Origin of the sequence: Colwellia sp. 12G3 (assembly GCF_002836775.1) — a bacterium.
Taxonomy (GTDB): Bacteria; Pseudomonadota; Gammaproteobacteria; order Enterobacterales; family Alteromonadaceae; genus Colwellia.
The window spans coordinates 254916-273151 of the sequence record NZ_PJAQ01000054.1; the positions used below are offsets into that span (position 1 = coordinate 254916).

Consider the following 18236-nt stretch of genomic DNA (forward strand, 5'->3'; position numbering starts at 1 on the left):
AAATCAAACTATCGACGAAAAAAAAGCTTTAATCAATGGCTGCGCTTTGGATTGATTTAAACAACAGACACCCAACTCAAAGGGTTCTATATCTCCAATGTTCGCGAGATTGGTGACCCTATCTTTCACTGGACTATTGTCCACGACTACTTGTGGCACTATGCCTACACCACATCCCAGAGCAACCATACTTACCAAGGCTTCGTGACCAGAAACCGTGGCGTATATATTTGGCTTACCTTGTTGTTTTTTGCGATACCAAAGCTCAAATCGTTTTCGAGCAGCACCATGTTCAGGCAAAATTATGGGAATTTCAGCCCAACTTAATACCTTTTGGTTTAACTGCTGCTGAACCTTGCAGGTCATAGTCGGCGCGATTACCGATAGTGCAATAGTATCAAGGTGATGAAAATAGACACTGCGAGGTAGATGCTCGGGCGCTGCAGCAATGGCAAAATCAACAGCTTGATTTTGTACTTGCTCAAGGGCATCGGCGGCATCACCTGTGGTCAGCATAATTTCGACTAAAGGGTGAAGAACACGAAATCTTTCCAACAAAGGTGGTAAGTGACTGTATGCGGCAGTAACTGAGCAGTAAACATGGAGTTTTCCTGTTAATTCGGCCTGTGTTTCCTTAAGTGATAGCTTAAAGTTATGCCATTGTTCAAGTTGTTGTTCGGCGTAGTTTTTGAATTTTTTTCCGACATCGGTTAGCACCACCGTCCGATTATCGCGATGTAATAACTCACTACCCACCTCATCTTCGAGCCGTTGAATGGCTCTACTCAGTGTTGATGGGCTGATGTGATGTGCTTGCGCCGTTTTGCCAAAATGTAATGTTTGGCTTAAGTGTGAAAACATCGACAGTGCTTTTTGGTCCATAATTTATTGCTCTTGCATTGATATTTAATTGTCTCGTTGCGAAAAACGCAACGTAGCGGTGCGAATATATCACTTTTTGCAACGTAATAACTAGGGTATGGTGATTACATTGAAAAAAAGCATTGTTAAAAAGAACAGTCAGCAAGCTGACTCAACTAAATACTCCAGAAATTATAGGAAAGTCCATGAGCAACTATTTTAATACTTTAAGTTTACGTGAAAAATTAGGCCAATTAGGTCAATGTCGTTTTATGAAACGTGAAGAGTTCAGCGATGGCTGTAACTTCATTAAAGATTGGAACATTGTTATCGTTGGTTGTGGTGCTCAAGGTTTAAACCAAGGTTTGAACATGCGTGATTCTGGTTTAAATATTTCTTATGCGTTACGTGATGGTGCAATTAGCGAGAAGCGTCAATCATGGCAGTGGGCTACAGAAAATGGTTTTACTGTTGGCAACTACGCTGAATTAATTCCTCAAGCAGATTTAGTTTTAAACTTAACACCCGATAAGCAACATACCTCAGCTGTTACTGCGGTAATGCCGTTGATGAAACAAGGCGCGACGCTTTCTTACTCACATGGTTTTAATATCGTTGAAGAAGGTATGCAAGTTCGTCCTGATATTACGGTTGTTATGGTTGCACCTAAGTGTCCAGGTACTGAAGTACGTGAAGAGTACAAACGTGGTTTTGGTGTACCAACACTTATCGCGGTTCATCCAGAAAATGATCCACAAGGTAATGGTTTAGCGATTGCTAAAGCTTACGCTAGTGCAACAGGTGGTGATAGAGCGGGTGTTTTACAGTCATCTTTCATCGCTGAAGTTAAGTCTGACTTAATGGGTGAGCAAACGATTCTTTGTGGCATGTTGCAAACGGCTGCTGTTTTGGGTCATAAGCAATTAATCGCTCAAGGTATGGACGCAGCTTACGCACGTAAATTATTACAATACGGTTTAGAAACAACTACTGAAGGCCTTAAGCATGGCGGCATCACTAACATGATGGACCGTTTATCAAACCCTGCGAAAATTAAAGCGTTTGATATGTCTGAAGAGTTGAAAGTGATTTTACGTCCATTATTTGAAAAACATATGGATGACATCATCGAAGGTCGTTTCTCTGAAACTATGATGGCTGATTGGGCAAATGATGATATTAACTTATTAACATGGCGTGCAGAAACCGCTGAAACATCATTTGAATTAGCCGCTGATTGTGAAACTGAAATTACTGAACAAGAATATTACGATAAAGGCATTTTCGTTGTTGCCATGATCAAAGCAGGTGTTGAATTAGCATTTGAAGCAATGGTTGCTGCTGGCATCATTGAAGAATCAGCATATTATGAGTCACTTCATGAAACGCCATTAATTGCTAACTGTATTGCACGTAACAAGCTTTACGAAATGAACGTAGTAATTTCTGATACTGCCGAGTACGGTAACTACTTATTTACTCACGCTGCTGTGCCATTACTTGCAGACTATGCTGCTAACTTATCACTTGAACAATTAGGCGAAGGTTTGAACGAAAGTTCAAATAACGTTGATAACGCCCGCTTAATTGAAGTGAATGAAGCAATTCGCAGCCATGGTGTTGAAGTAATTGGTAAAGAACTTCGTGGTTATATGACCGATATGAAAAAGATTGCTAGTGCAAAATAATTGAAAGGTAGAATGACCCCATCTGGGTTGTCATTCTACGTGGTTATTTAATCGGGAATCCATTGCTCAATAGAGGCTAATGGCTTCCCGTTTTGCTTTACTCCCCATGCTTTAAAATACCAATATACTAAAGGAACCCCCTATGTCAGAGTTTAAACAAGTTAACGTTACCAAAGCCGCCAGCGTTTATTTTGATGGCAAAGTTACCAGTCGTAAGATTACTTTCAACGATGGAAGCTTTAAAACCTTAGGTATCATGATGCCAGGTGATTATAAGTTTGGTACAAATGAAGAAGAGTTAATGGAAATTACTGCGGGTGAATGTGAAATTTTACTTGCCGATACAACTGAATGGCAAAGCATAAGCGGTGGACAATCTTTCGAAGTTCCTGCAAATAGTTCTTTTGAAATACGTGCGAAAACCTTAATTGATTATTGTTGTACTTATATAAGCTAAGATATCAAAAGAGCGAGCATGCAAAACTCAGGTTAGCTCTTTATCGTATTGATCAGTAAGTAACATGCTAATGACCCAACAGCATATCCATAAGATGTACTGTTGGGTTAATCTTAATATCACCATATCTTTTTCAATGCGTCTCGACGTGATAGGCATCTTTTGTGTTTGTTGAGAGATCGTTCAAATATCATCTCCTTTTTGCAATGCGCTGACTTTACTTAAGGTCTCTTTTTTGAAAAGAAAAGAAGTACAGGTCGATATCGCATTTATTCACTACTTGCAGGTATACCCCATTATTCTCCGAAAACTGTTTTGTATATAATTACTGCCCTCAAGATCGGCAGTGTTATAGCTCAAGTGATTGTGAATGGAATACTTCGATATTAATAACAACTCATTATCATGGTTTAAGTAGCCGGCATTTTCTCTTTCGCTCTAAGCAGTAATAGTTTCTTTTGTGTAAGGTCTAACTGCGCAACAAACTGTGTTTAAGCTTGATGATGCGAAACGAGTAGAGCGTTTCCATGATGATAGCACTGCAATGTTATGCCTTAGACATAGGTTATCATCTCAGCATTGAGTGTCTCTTCTGTCATATCAATAACAAAAACTTGTTCATTAGTGGCAATGGCACTTCTCTTACCACTTTGATGAGATGTAGCAGAATTATCGCAGCACTCAAAGGGAATCGATTGTTAATTTAAAAATGAAACCGGCTATTTTAAATCTTGGTGAATATGGGCTACAACCCTATTTATAAGATTGCTATATATAAGCTCACCATAAATATATAATTTGAAGTCCATCGTTAACGGTTTAACTATGGACTTGTGCATTGGGAGAAATAAATTTTGAATACAATAGCAAAAAATGAGGTGATTCGTTGGGGCATTATTGGCTGTGGCGCGGTCACTGAAGTGAAGAGCGGGCCCGCGTATCAAAAAACAGCTGGTTTTGAATTAGCGGCGGTGATGCGAAGAGACTTAGCACTTGCGCAAAGTTATGCACAGCGCCATAACGTCACTAAATATAGCGATAATGCTGCTGATATCATTAATGATGACAACATTGATGCTATATATATTGCCACCCCACCAGATAGCCATAAACATTATGCGTTACTTGTCGCAAAGGCAGGTAAACCTTGTTGTATTGAAAAACCCTTAGCATCGAGTTATCAAGAAAGTCTTGCGATTGAACAGGCCTTTAAAAAAGCTAATGTGCCCTTGTTTGTTGCCTATTATCGTCGCTCTTTACCGCGATTTAATAAAGTAAAGAGTTTACTTGAAAGTCATGCGATAGGGCAAGTAAGGCATATCAGCTGGCAGTTGAGTAAGCCAGCCAACGCGATTGACTTATCGGGTCAATATAATTGGCGAACAGATAAAAGTATTGCAGTAGGAGGCTATTTTGATGACTTAGCGAGCCATGGTTTAGATTTGTTTGCTTTTTTACTGGGCGACTTTCAACACGTTGCCGGCTTAGGTACGAATCAGCAAGGTTTATATTCAGCCTTTGATGCTGTTACTGCCTGTTGGCAACATGAAAGTGGTGTTACCGGTGTCGGCAGTTGGAATTTTGGTGGCGCAACAAGGCACGATAACGTGACCATAGTGGGCAGTGAAGGTGAATTGAGCTTCTCCGTTTTTGATGAAGTCCCTATAGTATTAACTCAAGGTAATAACAGCGAAACCTTGGTCATTGAAAACCCTGAAAATATTCAATTACATCATGTCGGTAATATCTATCAGCAATTGGTCAATAAGCAGCAACACCCGTCAAATGGCACATCCGCGTTACACACCAGTTGGGTTATGGATAAAATTCTAGCGGTTAACTCGTGTTAAAGCTTAGTCAGTGCTAATAATTTTTGCAAGGCACTCTTGCTGGGGCATAAACAGCCGCTAGGGTAAAATAGCTTGCTTTGCTTATAACAGTCTATTAACGTGTTGTTAAAAATAATTCTCAATTGAATTTAGACTTCACTTCGAACGTAGATTCAAATAAACAAGGAAAGATATTTATGGAAAACATTGTTGAAGGTATACTTACTAGTCCGGTTTTATGGCTGACTATTGTTATTTTATATACGCTAAAAAAGGGTATTTATTTTGTTCCTCAAAACCGTGGTTATGTAATTTATACTTTAGGTAAATACAGTAAAACCCTTTCAGCGGGCTTAAATTTTATTATTCCTTACGTGCAATCGGTTGCAGCAGATCGCAATTTAAAGGAACAATCGTTAGAAATAGTTTCACAACCAGCGATCACTAAAGATAATATTACCTTAGAAATTGATGGTATTTTATTTATGAAAGTCACTGATGCGTCAGCGGCAACCAACAATATTACTGATTACAAATTATCGGTAACGCAACTTGCTATGACCACTATGCGTAATGCCATTGGTTCAATGGAACTTGATGAGTGTTTCCAAAATCGCGATGCTATTAATGCGAAAATTCTAGGCTCTATGACCGAAGCAACAGCACCTTGGGGTGTGATGGTGACACGTTACGAAATTAAGGATATCACTCCACCACAAACCATTCGTGAAGACATGGAAAAGCAAATGACCGCAGAACGTGAAAAACGCTCGGTTATTTTAACAGCAGAAGGTGTTAAAAGTGCCGCAATTACAACCGCTGAAGGGCAAAAACAAGCCCGTGTTCTTGATGCAGAAGCGGCAAAAGCTGAGCAAGTGCTAGCTGCCGAGGCGTCAAAAGAGTCACAAATTCTTGAAGCTACGGGTAAAGCTGAAGCGATACGATTAGTAGCTGATGCCGATGCCAATGCCTTAGAAGTGGTCGGTAACTCAGCGAATACTGAGCAGGGCCGAGCTGCGGTAACCTTAACGTTAGCGCAAGGTGCTATTAGCGCGCATCAGGCCATTGCAAAGGTCAGTACAGTGGTACTGACCGATGGTAAAACCGGTGACAATATTGCTAATACTGTTGCTCAAGCCATTGCTGTTTCAAGTAGTTTGAAGTTGGCTAACTAGTCGTTAATGTAGACCAGATTATTTGGCTATAAGGCCTAACAAGCTAGGTCTACCTTTCTTTTTACCAAAGAGGTTTTATGGAATATTTTTTAGATAACCCTGATCATTTATGGTACTTAATTGCGGGAATTAGTTTTGTTATTGAATTGAGTATTATGGGTTTAAGTGGTCCGTTACTCTTTTTTGCTATCGCGAGTTTGACCACCGGTATTTTAGTGAGTATTGGGTTTATTGACGGTTGGCAAAGTGAAATATTGACAGTGGGTTTATTAACGGCAGTTGTTGCTGCTATTTTATGGAAACCATTAAAGTCATTGCAAAATTCTAAAGATAAAACGGATGACTCTAGCGATATGATAGGTCTGCAAGTGCCTGCAAGTATTGAAATTACGGCTACTAGCGGTACCATTCGTTATTCAGGTATCGATTGGCAAGCACGTTTAGCTGAGGATACTACTGGGGAAGCCATTAGTGAGAAAAGTCAGTGTCAAATTGTCGGAATAACCGGTAATACTATGTTAGTTAAGGCGCTATAATTTAAATAAACGCTAACGCTAAATGTTAATATTCTCTTATCAAAACGACGCACTAGCGTCGTTTTTTTGTTTTATTTTAGCTTAATCCACAGACGTTCATCGGTTAACAGTTCTTTGGATTCTTCAGATAATAAAGGGTTATGCAGGCTAAAAGAGGTGCGGTTGTTGACGTTAGCTTTAGATAAAATACCTGCAGTGATTCTATGATTCAGAAAAAAGTGTTCAAACTGACCTGATTCAAGTAACTGCGTCAAACCAAAAGATAACCGTTGCTGTAATCGTTCATTGTGTTTATTAACAAAAAAGAATGTCGGGGCAGGGTATTGCAGCATTAAATACTTTTCAACCGTAAGGTCTTCGTTATCAGCAATTTCTAACCAAGGTTCATGTAGCGCTCGTGGAAAATAACGGAATCGTCCTTTTTTTAACATTTTAATTAAAGAAACATCATTACCTTTAACAACTTGAAAGTTGTTGGCCAACAAAATATCACTATCGGCCCAATTATGTCCTTGACCAAGGTCTATTTTTTTTAGATCCGCTAACGATGTTTTTTTATTAAAAAGGTGTTGTTTATCTTTCGGAATAATAAATATTCGATAGCCCATTAGGCCCTTTAATATAGGGAAATAAATGGCTTGAAGTTTATTTTCTAATGTTTGGGAGGTCATTCGCCAGGTTAAATCAATATACTCTTCACGTTGCAACATCATCGATGTTCTAGCTTGGGCCATTTCAATATTGACGGGCTGTAATTTGTAGTCGCCATAACGGGGTTTACTGACCTCAAGTGCCAGTGTTAATAAGTCAACAAAATAGCTTTGTTTAACGTCTGGGTATTTCTTTGACTCGACATAACGAACTAGATCTATTTCAGTAGCAAAGCTAAAATTACTGATTAATGCCATGGTGATTAATAGTTGGCGGATGTTACTTAGAACCATGAATCACATTGCAGCTATTGGCTAATAATGAATATTATTATAGCCTAAGTTAGTTAAGCTGCGAGGAGAATTTCGCAGCTTAACTCATCACTTATAGCGTAGACTATTTATAAATCTTCTCTGCCCAGCGCGCTAAGCCTGAAGTGACACTGCCAAAATGATCACCCACGACAATAGGGATGTTCGGCATTTGTTGTTGTAAAAATTCACTCAAAACCGGAGACTTTGCTGTGCCGCCAGTGACAAAAATCACTTCCGGTTGACACTGCGCTTGTTGTACCGCTGATTGCATTATATCGGCAATGCTTTCTAGGGTACGTTTATTGGCTGTTCTTAAAGTGTCTTTGGTAACGTCGGCATAAAGACCATCGCTAATATCAGTTAAGTCGATTGTTTGCTCATTTTGCTCTGAGAGAGCAATTTTTGCTTGCTCAGCGGCATTGACTAATTGATAGCTCAGTTTGTGATCGTGAACAGCTACTAAGCGTTCAATTATTGCTGTTTCTTTGGCATCACGTGATAACTGCAGTAAATCACGTCTATTTTTAGCACTGTAAAATTCTGTTTGCTCATTAATGTTATTAATCGCGAGGGCTTGATAAAAGCTACTCGTTGGCATCGGTTTACCTGTTTTTAATAAACTATTCATACCTAAACTTGGCATGATGCCTTGTAAGGCTAATTGGATATCAAAGTCATTACCTGCAACGCGTAGACCCGCATGAGCGAGTAGATGATCATTACGGTTATCCTGATCAGTGAAATTTGGGCTCATGAGTAACATTGAACAATCACTCGTACCGCCACCAATATCGACCACTAATACGCGTATTTCTTTAGTTAATGACGATTCAAATTCAAAACCAGCCGCGACAGGCTCATATTGAAATTCAACATCCTTAAAGCCCACACGTTTTGCTGCGTTAGTTAATACGGTGATGGCTTGTCGGTTACTTTCTTCACCGTGTAATCCTTGAAAATTAATCGGTCGTCCGATTACTGTTTGTGTGACTTCTTTTTGTAATGCTTGCTCAGTAAGCTTTTTCACATTACTCATCATACAAGCGACAATATCTTCAAAAAATTGAATTTGTGCTGGCGCTAAACCACCCGCGCCAAGAAATGACTTAGGTGATTTGATGTAATAACCTTCTTCAGGGTCTTCAAGGTACTGTGCTAAGGCAGTTTTACCAAAGAGTAACTCACTGGAGATACCATCAAATTTTAACTCTCGTAGAGCTGATTGACCTTTTTGCAGCTGATTTTTTCGCTCAGTGAGAAACACCGCTTGTTGTGCGGACGGCAACTGTTGAGAAAGCCAATGAGTAATAACATCGCGGCTTGGTGCATATAGGTTTGAGGCAATGTATGACTCATCCCCCAATAAGGGAATAATGTGTGGCTGACCATTGCGCATGGTGGCAACACCACAGTTAGATGTACCGTAATCGAAACCTATCATCATTAATACCTATAAGAATGCCTACGAGAAAAAGGTCGCGTAGCATACTCAGTAACTAAGATAATCTCAAGCCTTAGAGGAGAATTAATTTTAAACTGTTGATCTTATGCGCTAAGTCTTAAATTTATGGGCTGTCGGAGTGGTCGCTGATATCACTCGGTTGTGTTCGCTTTTTTAGACAGTTAAAATAGCGAAAATTGTATTGAGAACGAACGATGAAATTAAGTAAAACGAGTCAAAAAATTGATAATAACGTCTGCAAAGCGTTGACCATTGCCTGTGAAGCATCTTTGCATGAAGTAGCTGGCTTTGTTTGGTTAACCCATAGAGCGAATTACACCAATTTTCCTAGCAGCTTAGTCATTACCTGTGTGTTTAATACGGATGAAGAAGTGGCAGCGATGAAAGCGGATCAGCAAGATGAATTGCTACGCTTGAGTATCCAAAAACAATTAGTAAAAGTGGGCGTTGTTGTTAAAAATATTAAACAATGTGTTCATTTTGATACTGAACAGGCTTGTCAGGCTCAGCATAGTGGCGATTGGGAAGCACGTTTAGCATTACGCATTGTAAAACAAAAAACTATCTCTCGACGTACTCACTAATAAGTTTGTATAAAACGAAGCCCAGATTTTAGGCTTCGTCTATTCAGTGTATCTTAATCCTACCTTTACTTAAGCAAAGTTGAGGTTAAATAAGTTACTCTATTATTTTACAGTCGAACTTGGCCATCGCCAAAAACAACAAACTTTTCTGTCGTTAAAGCCTCTAATCCCATAGGTCCATAAGCATGTAATTTACTGGTTGAGATGCCGATTTCTGAGCCTAAGCCTAATTGATTACCATCTGAAAAACGTGAAGAAGCATTCACCATCACGACCGAAGAATTTATTTGACGAACAAATTTTTGGCTACGGGAGATATCTTGGCTGATAATGACTTCAGTATGATCAGAAGTAAATTGATTGATATGGCTAATCGCCTCATCAAAGCTATTCACTACCTTGACGGCAATTTCCTGGGCTAAATACTCAGCGTGGTAATCTTCATCGGTTGCTAATTCGGCGTTGGTGAAATAACCAATACTGTCTTTACAGGCATGTATTTTCACTTGTGCGGCATCATTAAGTGCTTTCGCCGCCAAAGGTAAAAAACTAGCGCTAATATCGCTATGGACCAACACTGTTTCAAAAGCATTACACGCACTAGGCTTTTGGGTTTTACCATTGACTAAAATGTCGATAGCTTTGTTTAAGTCGGCGTACTTATCTATGTATAAGTGACAAACACCTTTATAGTGTTGAATAACCGGAATGCGACTGTTTTCACTGACATAACGAATTAGACCTTCACCACCACGGGGAATGACTAAATCAATGGTATCACTCTGTTGTAGTAAGTCCTCAATAACGCTGCGACTTGTATCAGGCACTACGCAGACAATATTCTCATCGACATCATGAGTCGTTAATACTTGATGTAAGCATTGCGCGATTGCTAAGTTAGAATAAATTGCTTCAGAGCCACCACGTAAAATGACGGCATTACCTGACTTGATGCACAGCGCAGCGGCTTCAGCGGTAACATTCGGGCGTGCTTCATAAATCATGGCAATAACACCAAGAGGAATACGCATTTTACCGACTTGAATACCATTTGGGCGCAATGATAATTTATCAATATCGCCAATAGGATCTGCTAAGGCGACAATTTCGCGAATAGCAGAACTAATTTCTTTAATGCCTTTATCGTTTAGCACTAATCTATCAAGCATTGCTTGTGATAAACCTTTCTCGCGACCTGCGGCAATATCTTTACTGTTTTCTTGAATAATCACGTCGCTATTATGCTCAATAGCAGTGGCAATAGCATTTAGCAGGGTATTTTTTTCACTGGTATTAAGTTGTGCTACTACTCTACTGGCAGATTTAGCTTTTTGTGCCATAGTGGCAATATTAAAATCGGTCATTTTGCTACTCTCATCTGAAATTCTTAAGTTAAACAATAGTTATAAAATAACCATGTCATCGCGATGTACAACAACATCGCCATAGTCATGCCCTAAAATCGTGATGATTTCATTACTGTGTTTGCCCATAATTCTCTTCAAGTCATAGTGACTATATAAAGTAATTCCTTTGGCAATCACTACATTATTTTGGGCATCTATAATATCGATGGCATCACCCGCTTTAAATCTATTCGTCACTGATTTTATACCTGCGGGTAATAAAGACGCGCCGTTATGAACAACAGCATTAACAGCACCGGGATCGAGTTTAATTTTACCTCGACTTTTTAAGGTGTGTTTTAACCAGTGCTTTTTAGCGGTAATAATATTTTTATCTGCAGCAAAACGTGTGCCGGGGTTCACATGAGCTAAAAGAGAGCTAAATACCTCACTTTTAGTGCCGTTGATAATATAGGTGTTTATACCGTGTTCAACGGCTTTTTCAGCGGCTTCTATTTTTGTTTTCATACCACCTGTCGCTTGAGGGTTGCGACTTGTACCAGCCATGGCATAAATTTCATCAGTAATCTTATCAATATTAGGGATTAATACTGCATCATCATTGATATTTGGATCTTTGGTAAATACGCCATCAATATCACTTAATATGAATAAACTGTCTGCTTCACAAGCTTGGGCAACGAGTGCTGCAAGGTTGTCATTATCACCTATGGAGAGTGCTTTGGTGGTGACGGTATCATTCTCATTAACAATAGGTAGCACGCCATTGGCTAATTGAATTTTGATTGTTTCTTGAATACTGATAAAACGTTCTCTATCAGCTAAATCATTTTGGGTAATGAGTATTTGACTACAAGGCACATCAAAAAAACGTTGCCAATTAGCCATCATTTGCATTTGTCCTACGCTGGACATGGCTTTCTTAGTGGAAACAGAGAGTACAGGTGAGCCATGTTGAATGATGGTACGGCCAGCCGCCACACCACCGGATGAAACTAAAATAATCTCCTTACCTTGTTGTTGGCATGTGGTGATAAATTGTGCTATCGCTAAAATATATTGGCCACTACAACCATCGCTAGTCGGTGCAACTAAAGCACTACCTACTTTGATTACAGCTCTATTGAAGTTCATTTTTTCTCCTATTATGATACTTGCTCCATTATGCAGTAAATTGAGTAAAAACTCAATTGATAACATTTTTATTCATTATTATAAAACATGAAACGTGTGCTTTTAGTCGCTTTATAAAGTATATGTAACGAACCATGCGTTTTACCCATATAGGTAAGCAAAAAATGCCAAATTACTTTGTGATAAAAAAAAAGTGATCGTTTTTCATTCATTTTGTATTTTTATTGATAGCGTTATATCAAAATGCATTGCTATCTGAATAGGTAATAAAAAAATATAATTATTAGCTAAATCATGATTAAATAACGCTATCCATGTTACTTATCTATTATTAGTTATTATCAAGATATGTTAAATTTTTTACCTGCGAAACTGATCGGTTTTTTATCCTTCTCCCTTTATATCCTTAATACTATATTCTGGCTGGTGCCTATTTTAGTGTTTTCACTGTTTAAAGCCTTAATTCCGTTAAACTTCTCTAAGAAAGGCTTTAGTTACTTACTTGATTTGATGGCAAGTAATTGGGTTGCTACCAATAGCATTATTCAAAAAATATTTACTAAAACCACTATTGTGGTGACCGGATTAGAAGCGCTTAAAATTAACGATTGGTATTTAGTGTTAGCAAACCATCAAAGTTGGGTTGATATTGTGGTATTACAGCGGGCTTTACATGGCAACATTCCCTTTTTAAAATTCTTTCTAAAAAAAGAACTTATTTATGTACCACTGTTGGGGTTGGCTTGGTGGGCACTCGACTTTCCCTTTATGAAGCGATATAGCCAAGCTTTTTTGAAAAAAAATCCTCATTTACGTGGCAAAGATTTAGAAACTACCCGCAATGCCTGTGCAAAATTTAAGCATAAACCTGTTAGTGTGATGAATTTTATTGAAGGTACGCGTTTTACTCAAAAGAAACATGATGAACAAGATTCTCCTTTTCAACATATGTTAAAGCCTAAGTCAGGTGGTATCTCTTTTGTGTTGGATGCCATGGGTGAGCATTTAACTAAAATTGTTGATGTGACTATTTATTATCCCGACGGAATCCCAAATTTTAGCGATTTTGTTTATGGACAAGTCGAAAAGGTTCACATTGATATACAAACCTTCGATATTGCGTCTGAATTGGGCCATATCGATTTTTTAGATCGTAATGATAGAGTTGCTTTTCAAAAGTGGTTAACAAAATTTTGGCATGATAAAGATGCCAGACTTGAAAAAATGAGACTGCAACATACGGCTTAAAGTGAAAAGTAAAGTTTAATGCTGGTGGTAGCTGAATTAACACGCTTACCGATGAAATGTCAGGAGAAGTAGATGAATGAACTGATCAGTGCTTGGTTAAGTGAGCAAGGACTTAACTCGGAATATATAGCCAGTAGCACCATTTTCATCGGTGTAAGTATAATCGTTTTGATTTCCAGCCTAAGTTATTACCTGGCTAAACATCAAGTGTTGAACTTGATGAACAAGCTTATTATTAACAGTAAAAACACTTGGGATGATGCGTTGATGGAGCATGGTGTGCTCAGTCGAATGACCTTGCTGTTACCGTTTGTTTTACTACTTTTTTTAACACCCCTTATTTTAGAAAGCACCAGTACTGTTAGTATTTTACTCATTGTATTTAGTAAAGTACTGCTTACCTTTCAAATTGCCCGTTGTATTAGTGCTTTACTCAATGTGAGTAGAAGCATATACCACGAAAGTGCCCAACAACGATTTTTGCCCTTAAACGCAATTATTCAAATCTTTAAGTTAGCTTTATATTTAGTGGCCGGTATTGTTATTGTATCGCTTATTATTGATCGCTCACCTGTTTATTTATTAAGTGGTTTAGGTGCTTTGACCGCAGTATTGTTGTTGGTCTTTCAAGATACGATTAAAGGTTTGGTCGCCAGTATTCAAATTTCAGCTAATCGAATGGTCGTTGCCGGTGATTGGGTTGAATTACCTAAATATGGTGCTGATGGTGATGTCTTAGAAATAGGTTTAAGCACGGTAAAAATAGAAAATTTTGATAAAACCATTACTACGGTTCCTACTTATGCCCTGATTAGTGATTCTTTCAAAAACTGGCGAAATATGTACCATACGGGTGCACGACGTATTAAGCGTACGATTATTATTGATATTGCCAGTATTGATTTTTACAGTACTGAAAAAATAAATCAGCTGACTACTGCACATTTATTGCAAGATTACCTGAGTGATAAAAAGCAACAGCTTGAGTTAAACCAACAAGAGCAAAGTAACGATGAAGTGCTTCAATCTTTTAACTCCTTGAATAGCCGACAGTTGACTAATATCGGAACGTTCCGTGCTTATATTACTAAGTATCTGCAACAAAACACTCAAATTCGTGATGATTTAACCTGTATGGTTCGGCAATTAACAGCCACCGAAACGGGGTTACCACTTGAAATATATTGTTTTGCAAATACCACTGATTGGCTAGCTTATGAGGCCATTCAAGCTGATATTTTCGATCATCTTTTTGCTATTGCACCGCAGTTTGATTTACGTGTCTTTCAGCATCCAAGCGGCCATGATTGGCAACAACGTTCATAATACCCGTTACATTAATTAAGGTCACAGGTATATACCCGTTCCTCTTGAAGATGCAGGTTTCAGCTGGAATTATAAACGCCTTTAGGCAAGGCATTGATTGAAGATAATAGTTATTCTATTGTCGAAATCAATAACGCAGCATAAAGCGTTTATAAACCAGCCCTTTGGGGAAGCCTGAGCCAAACATACTCGTCGTTACATTTGTTTTTAAGGGAGTGACCCTTAACAAAAAAATGTGCCTTGATTATGATTCGCTCAAGTTTCCTGAAACGAGCATCTTCAAGTGGAGCGGGTATAACATAGAGTATTTAAATGAAATCCATTGAAGAGCAATTAGCACGCTATAAAAGTGTGCACTTAAATCAAAAAAACATTAACACCCATTTTATCGGTGTGCCTTTAATCGTATTCGCGGTAACGCTGATGCTTAGTACTATTACTTTTGAAATAGCGATGAATGAGATGTTTAGTCGTCCATTTACTCTACATTTCACATTGGCCATGGTGATTTTTGCAGTCATAGCTATTTATTATATCGCTTTGCATCGCTTATTAGCGTTGGGCATGCTGGCTTATATATTAGTTAATTTGTTTATCGCGCAATTATTTAGTGATACAGCAGGTGTGATGTATATCGCATTAGGCATATTTGTCATTGGTTGGATTATTCAGTTTGTCGGTCATTATTATGAAAAAGCCAAACCTGCTTTTGTCGATGATTTAAGCCAATTTTTAATTGGACCTTTATTTTTGATGGCTGAAGTATACTTTATGTCAGGTTTAGAGCCGGTATTAAAAGCGCGTGTTACCTCACTAGCGGTGGAAAAACGCAAAGCACTGGAAAAGAGAAATCGCTCTAAATAGTCTTCATTAGCTACGATAGTAATATGGCTAACAATTTGTAGCCATATTACTAATACCCAACTTATCTTTGTCTAATCACGCCTTCTTGCATGGTTGAAGCGACTAATCTCCCTTGTCGATCAAATATTTGTCCTCTTACTAGCCCTCGACCATTACTCGCTGATGGACTATCCATACAATAAAGTAACCAATCATCGAAGCGAAATGGACGATGAAACCACATGGCGTGGTCTATGGTGGCAATTTGAAAATTTGGTTGCCAATGGCTTGCGCCATGAGGCAATAATGCCGTCGGTAAAAAATGGAAATCTGAGGTATAAGCTAACATATAGGTGTGTATACCTAAATCGTCAGGTAAATCACCGTTGGCTTTTATCCACATTTGGCTGGCAGAACTGATTGGTGTTGGTTTTAGCCAGTTATATTGCTGCACGGGGCGAATATCAATAGGCATTTCAGCTAAAAACTTTTCACGCAATGGCTCAGGTATATATTGCTGGTTAGCCTTTATGTAATCGGTAAATGATGGCAGATCTTCAGGAGCAGCTACATCAGGCATATTATCTTGATGATCAAAGCCTGCTTCAGTATGTTGAAACGACGCCGTCATATAAAAGATAGCTTTGCCATTTTGGACTGCTTGCACTCTTCGAGTACTAAAACTCGAACCATCACGAATAACTTCTACTTCATAAACAACGGGTAAGCTCGCATCACCTGGTCGTAAAAAATATGAATGCAATGAATGCACAAAGCGATTAGCTGCGATTGTTTCTTGAGCCGCGGAAAGGGCTTGTCCCATAACCTGGCCGCCAAAAAGCGCTTTATAACCTAAATCTTGGCTTTGGCCTCGATAGATACCTTGTTCGATAACTTCTAATTTTAATAACGCTGATAATTCATCCAATACACGTGACATTTTTTACCTTACTTATCAAAGACTATTTGGCTAGACACCGCTTAATATGAGGTAGTTAGTGTAATCCCTATTGATGTTACATGCAAAGTAGGTTAAGTTTTGTGCAAATAATAAATACAGTAAATATTTAAACCAAATCATAATTGGATGGGGAAGTTAAAATTATGGCTATAGCAATGATAAGAGAAGATCTGCTGGAACGGCGAATGCCAACTCAGGGGAACTACGATGATTTATGGGAAGAGCTTACTTTGGCACAGAAATTTGCCGCCAGTAGCTTAACGCAATTTGGTTATAAACTTAATTTTATTAGAGATTTTCATGATACTCATATAGCAGTATTAAGCTGCAATGAGAATATCGCAGTGATCTCTAAAGGTGGAGAAATCAATACTCATCCCAATATTGAAATTCGACTTTAAGCTAACAAGTTTGGAAAAAGCGCCTATAGGCGCTTTTTTTGTGTCTTTTTTCTGCTTTTTAAGGTTTTTCACCTATTAATAACGTAAAATAGCCGCCATTAATTAGTAAAAAAGTAATTGTAACTATGTCTCGTTCAAAAAAATCTAGAAAACCAGGTGGAGCACCGACAGCTAAGCCTAAGTTAAGTAAGCAAGAATTAGAAAAAGTTGAGAAGCGCTCCCGCAAAACAACGGGTAAAGTGGCGGGAAATCGTCAAAAAGAAGCAATGCCAGACCAAACTAATAATAACCAGAAAGGCGCTAATAAAGATCCGCGTCTTGGTAATAAAACACCTATCGTTTTAGGTAAATTAATTACTAAAGCTGAAAAAGATAAAGCAGAAAAAGCACAACAAGTTAAAGCGAAACAAAAGAGCCTGAAATCAGCGCCTATTGCCGGTGTCCGTTTCGTTGAAAATACTGACGTTGAGTTATCTGAAAAACAAGAAATTTCTCCAGCAGCATTAACGCCAGAGCAAGAATTAGATGCAATTGAGCAAGATGAAGCGTTGCAAACAATTTTAGCGAAGCAAGAAGACGATATCGCTTTAACTGAAGAAGAAGTTAATTACTACAATGACATGATGGATCGTCATCAAGCATTATCAGCTGAATTAGGTCTTGATAACGAATCTGATGAGAGTGATGAATCAAAAGACAATGGCAGCGAAGATGACTTATGGGATAAGTTAGATGGTCATGACTTTTCAGATTTTGAAGACAAAGAGTAACTTCAATGAGTGATTTTTGGCTTTATGCTTTGTTGCTTGCCGGTATTATTGTACTCGCGCTAGCGTTTTATGCAGGCAAGCTGTTAAAACAAGTAGCACAGCAAAAAGCCCAACAGAAAAAAACTCAGATAGCCCAGCAACAAGCATTAAATAAGCACGACAAAAAAATCTTCGATAGCGTGTTATTAATTACACGCGCTATGCAGCAAGAGCAATGCGAATTTGATGAAGGCTGCTGGCGCCTATCGGTATTGTTATCTTCATTGAAAACATTAACGGAATTACCTGCGAAATTTCCGGGTATTTTTGGCTTATATGATGCTATTAAAGATCTTGCCATTCTAGATGGACGTAAAACGCTAACCAAAAAAGAACGCATGCGTGAAGATTATCAACGCATGACGGCTTTAAATAAAATGCATGATGAGATTGTTACTGACTTAGGTGAGCTTTATCAGTTTACTACAGAGCAACTTAGTCGCCTTACAACCCCTGCTTAAACTTATACCCATCGCAGAAGCGGTTGAGCAATATCACTTCATCGTTACATCAATTTGAAATGGAATAACCATAACTACATCGATAAGCCTTGAATTGAAATTGCTCAAGCGCTCTGGAACATGCCTCTT

The 18236-nt window shown here is 38.5% G+C and carries 18 protein-coding genes; 12 read left to right on the forward strand and 6 right to left on the reverse strand.

Annotation, left to right across the window (positions count from 1 at the left end):
* Window positions 1-3: 3 nt before the first annotated feature.
* Window positions 4-882, reverse strand: coding sequence for an HTH-type transcriptional activator IlvY (ilvY, locus tag CXF71_RS12860; protein ID WP_101233345.1), 879 nt, complete (start codon window positions 880-882; stop codon window positions 4-6).
* A gap of 185 nt (window positions 883-1067) precedes the next feature.
* Between ilvY and ilvC the strand changes: the two genes are divergently transcribed.
* The 5 genes from ilvC (at window position 1068) to CXF71_RS12885 (ending at window position 6546) form a co-directional block, all read left to right on the forward strand.
* Window positions 1068-2549 carry a ketol-acid reductoisomerase gene (gene ilvC, locus CXF71_RS12865; protein ID WP_101233346.1) on the forward strand — a complete coding sequence of 494 codons (1482 nt, stop codon included), beginning with the start codon at window positions 1068-1070 and terminating at the stop codon, window positions 2547-2549.
* Between the two features lie 142 nt (window positions 2550-2691).
* A complete protein-coding gene (gene ppnP, locus CXF71_RS12870) occupies window positions 2692-3006 on the forward strand; it encodes a pyrimidine/purine nucleoside phosphorylase (protein WP_101233347.1) in 315 nt (104 codons plus the stop codon).
* An 854-nt stretch (window positions 3007-3860) separates the two neighbouring features.
* Complete coding sequence (locus CXF71_RS12875; protein ID WP_198559883.1) at window positions 3861-4856, forward strand: Gfo/Idh/MocA family protein; 996 nt, start codon at window positions 3861-3863, stop codon at window positions 4854-4856.
* A gap of 176 nt (window positions 4857-5032) precedes the next feature.
* Entirely contained in the window at window positions 5033-6010 is a 978-nt protein-coding gene (locus CXF71_RS12880; RefSeq protein ID WP_101233349.1) for an SPFH domain-containing protein, read from the forward strand.
* Window positions 6011-6087: 77 nt separating this feature from the next.
* On the forward strand, window positions 6088-6546 hold the full coding sequence (locus CXF71_RS12885) for an NfeD family protein (RefSeq protein WP_101233350.1): 459 nt from the start codon (window positions 6088-6090) through the stop codon (window positions 6544-6546).
* Between the two features lie 71 nt (window positions 6547-6617).
* Here CXF71_RS12885 and CXF71_RS12890 read toward each other — a convergent pair whose 3' ends face one another.
* Together CXF71_RS12890 and yegD are read right to left on the reverse strand one after the other, a co-directional pair.
* Complete coding sequence (locus CXF71_RS12890; RefSeq protein ID WP_157826762.1) at window positions 6618-7490, reverse strand: hypothetical protein; 873 nt, start codon at window positions 7488-7490, stop codon at window positions 6618-6620.
* Between the two features lie 103 nt (window positions 7491-7593).
* A complete protein-coding gene (gene yegD / locus CXF71_RS12895) occupies window positions 7594-8955 on the reverse strand; it encodes a molecular chaperone (protein ID WP_232771469.1) in 1362 nt (453 codons plus the stop codon).
* A gap of 212 nt (window positions 8956-9167) precedes the next feature.
* Here yegD and CXF71_RS12900 point away from each other — a divergent pair, with 212 nt between their 5' ends.
* Entirely contained in the window at window positions 9168-9557 is a 390-nt protein-coding gene (locus CXF71_RS12900; protein ID WP_101233353.1) for a Fis family transcriptional regulator, read from the forward strand.
* Between the two features lie 107 nt (window positions 9558-9664).
* On the opposite strand, the gene CXF71_RS12905 is transcribed toward CXF71_RS12900, so the two are convergent.
* Together CXF71_RS12905 and proB are read right to left on the reverse strand one after the other, a co-directional pair.
* On the reverse strand, window positions 9665-10921 hold the full coding sequence (locus CXF71_RS12905; protein WP_101233354.1) for a glutamate-5-semialdehyde dehydrogenase: 1257 nt from the start codon (window positions 10919-10921) through the stop codon (window positions 9665-9667).
* A gap of 39 nt (window positions 10922-10960) precedes the next feature.
* Window positions 10961-12058 (reverse strand): glutamate 5-kinase, encoded by a 1098-nt coding sequence (proB, locus tag CXF71_RS12910; RefSeq protein WP_101233355.1) that lies wholly within the window; start codon window positions 12056-12058, stop codon window positions 10961-10963.
* 348 nt (window positions 12059-12406) lie between these two features.
* Between proB and CXF71_RS12915 the strand changes: the two genes are divergently transcribed.
* The 3 genes from CXF71_RS12915 to CXF71_RS12930 all read left to right on the forward strand — a co-directional run bounded on the left by CXF71_RS12915 (window position 12407) and on the right by CXF71_RS12930 (window position 15496).
* The gene (locus CXF71_RS12915; protein WP_101233356.1) at window positions 12407-13306 is read left to right on the forward strand and encodes an acyltransferase; all 900 of its coding nucleotides are present in this window, start codon (window positions 12407-12409) and stop codon (window positions 13304-13306) included.
* Between the two features lie 72 nt (window positions 13307-13378).
* Window positions 13379-14632 carry a mechanosensitive ion channel family protein gene (locus tag CXF71_RS12920; protein ID WP_101233357.1) on the forward strand — a complete coding sequence of 418 codons (1254 nt, stop codon included), beginning with the start codon at window positions 13379-13381 and terminating at the stop codon, window positions 14630-14632.
* A 312-nt stretch (window positions 14633-14944) separates the two neighbouring features.
* Window positions 14945-15496, forward strand: coding sequence for an Mpo1 family 2-hydroxy fatty acid dioxygenase (locus CXF71_RS12930; protein ID WP_101233358.1), 552 nt, complete (start codon window positions 14945-14947; stop codon window positions 15494-15496).
* A gap of 61 nt (window positions 15497-15557) precedes the next feature.
* On the opposite strand, the gene tesB is transcribed toward CXF71_RS12930, so the two are convergent.
* A complete protein-coding gene (tesB, locus tag CXF71_RS12935) occupies window positions 15558-16415 on the reverse strand; it encodes an acyl-CoA thioesterase II (protein ID WP_101233359.1) in 858 nt (285 codons plus the stop codon).
* Window positions 16416-16579: 164 nt separating this feature from the next.
* Here tesB and CXF71_RS12940 point away from each other — a divergent pair, with 164 nt between their 5' ends.
* From CXF71_RS12940 to CXF71_RS12950, 3 genes are all read left to right on the forward strand, one after another.
* Window positions 16580-16837 (forward strand): hypothetical protein, encoded by a 258-nt coding sequence (locus CXF71_RS12940; protein WP_101233360.1) that lies wholly within the window; start codon window positions 16580-16582, stop codon window positions 16835-16837.
* 125 nt (window positions 16838-16962) lie between these two features.
* The gene (yihI, locus tag CXF71_RS12945; RefSeq protein WP_101233361.1) at window positions 16963-17607 is read left to right on the forward strand and encodes a Der GTPase-activating protein YihI; all 645 of its coding nucleotides are present in this window, start codon (window positions 16963-16965) and stop codon (window positions 17605-17607) included.
* 5 nt (window positions 17608-17612) lie between these two features.
* Window positions 17613-18107 (forward strand): DUF2489 domain-containing protein, encoded by a 495-nt coding sequence (locus CXF71_RS12950; RefSeq protein ID WP_101233362.1) that lies wholly within the window; start codon window positions 17613-17615, stop codon window positions 18105-18107.
* Window positions 18108-18236 lie beyond the last annotated feature (129 nt).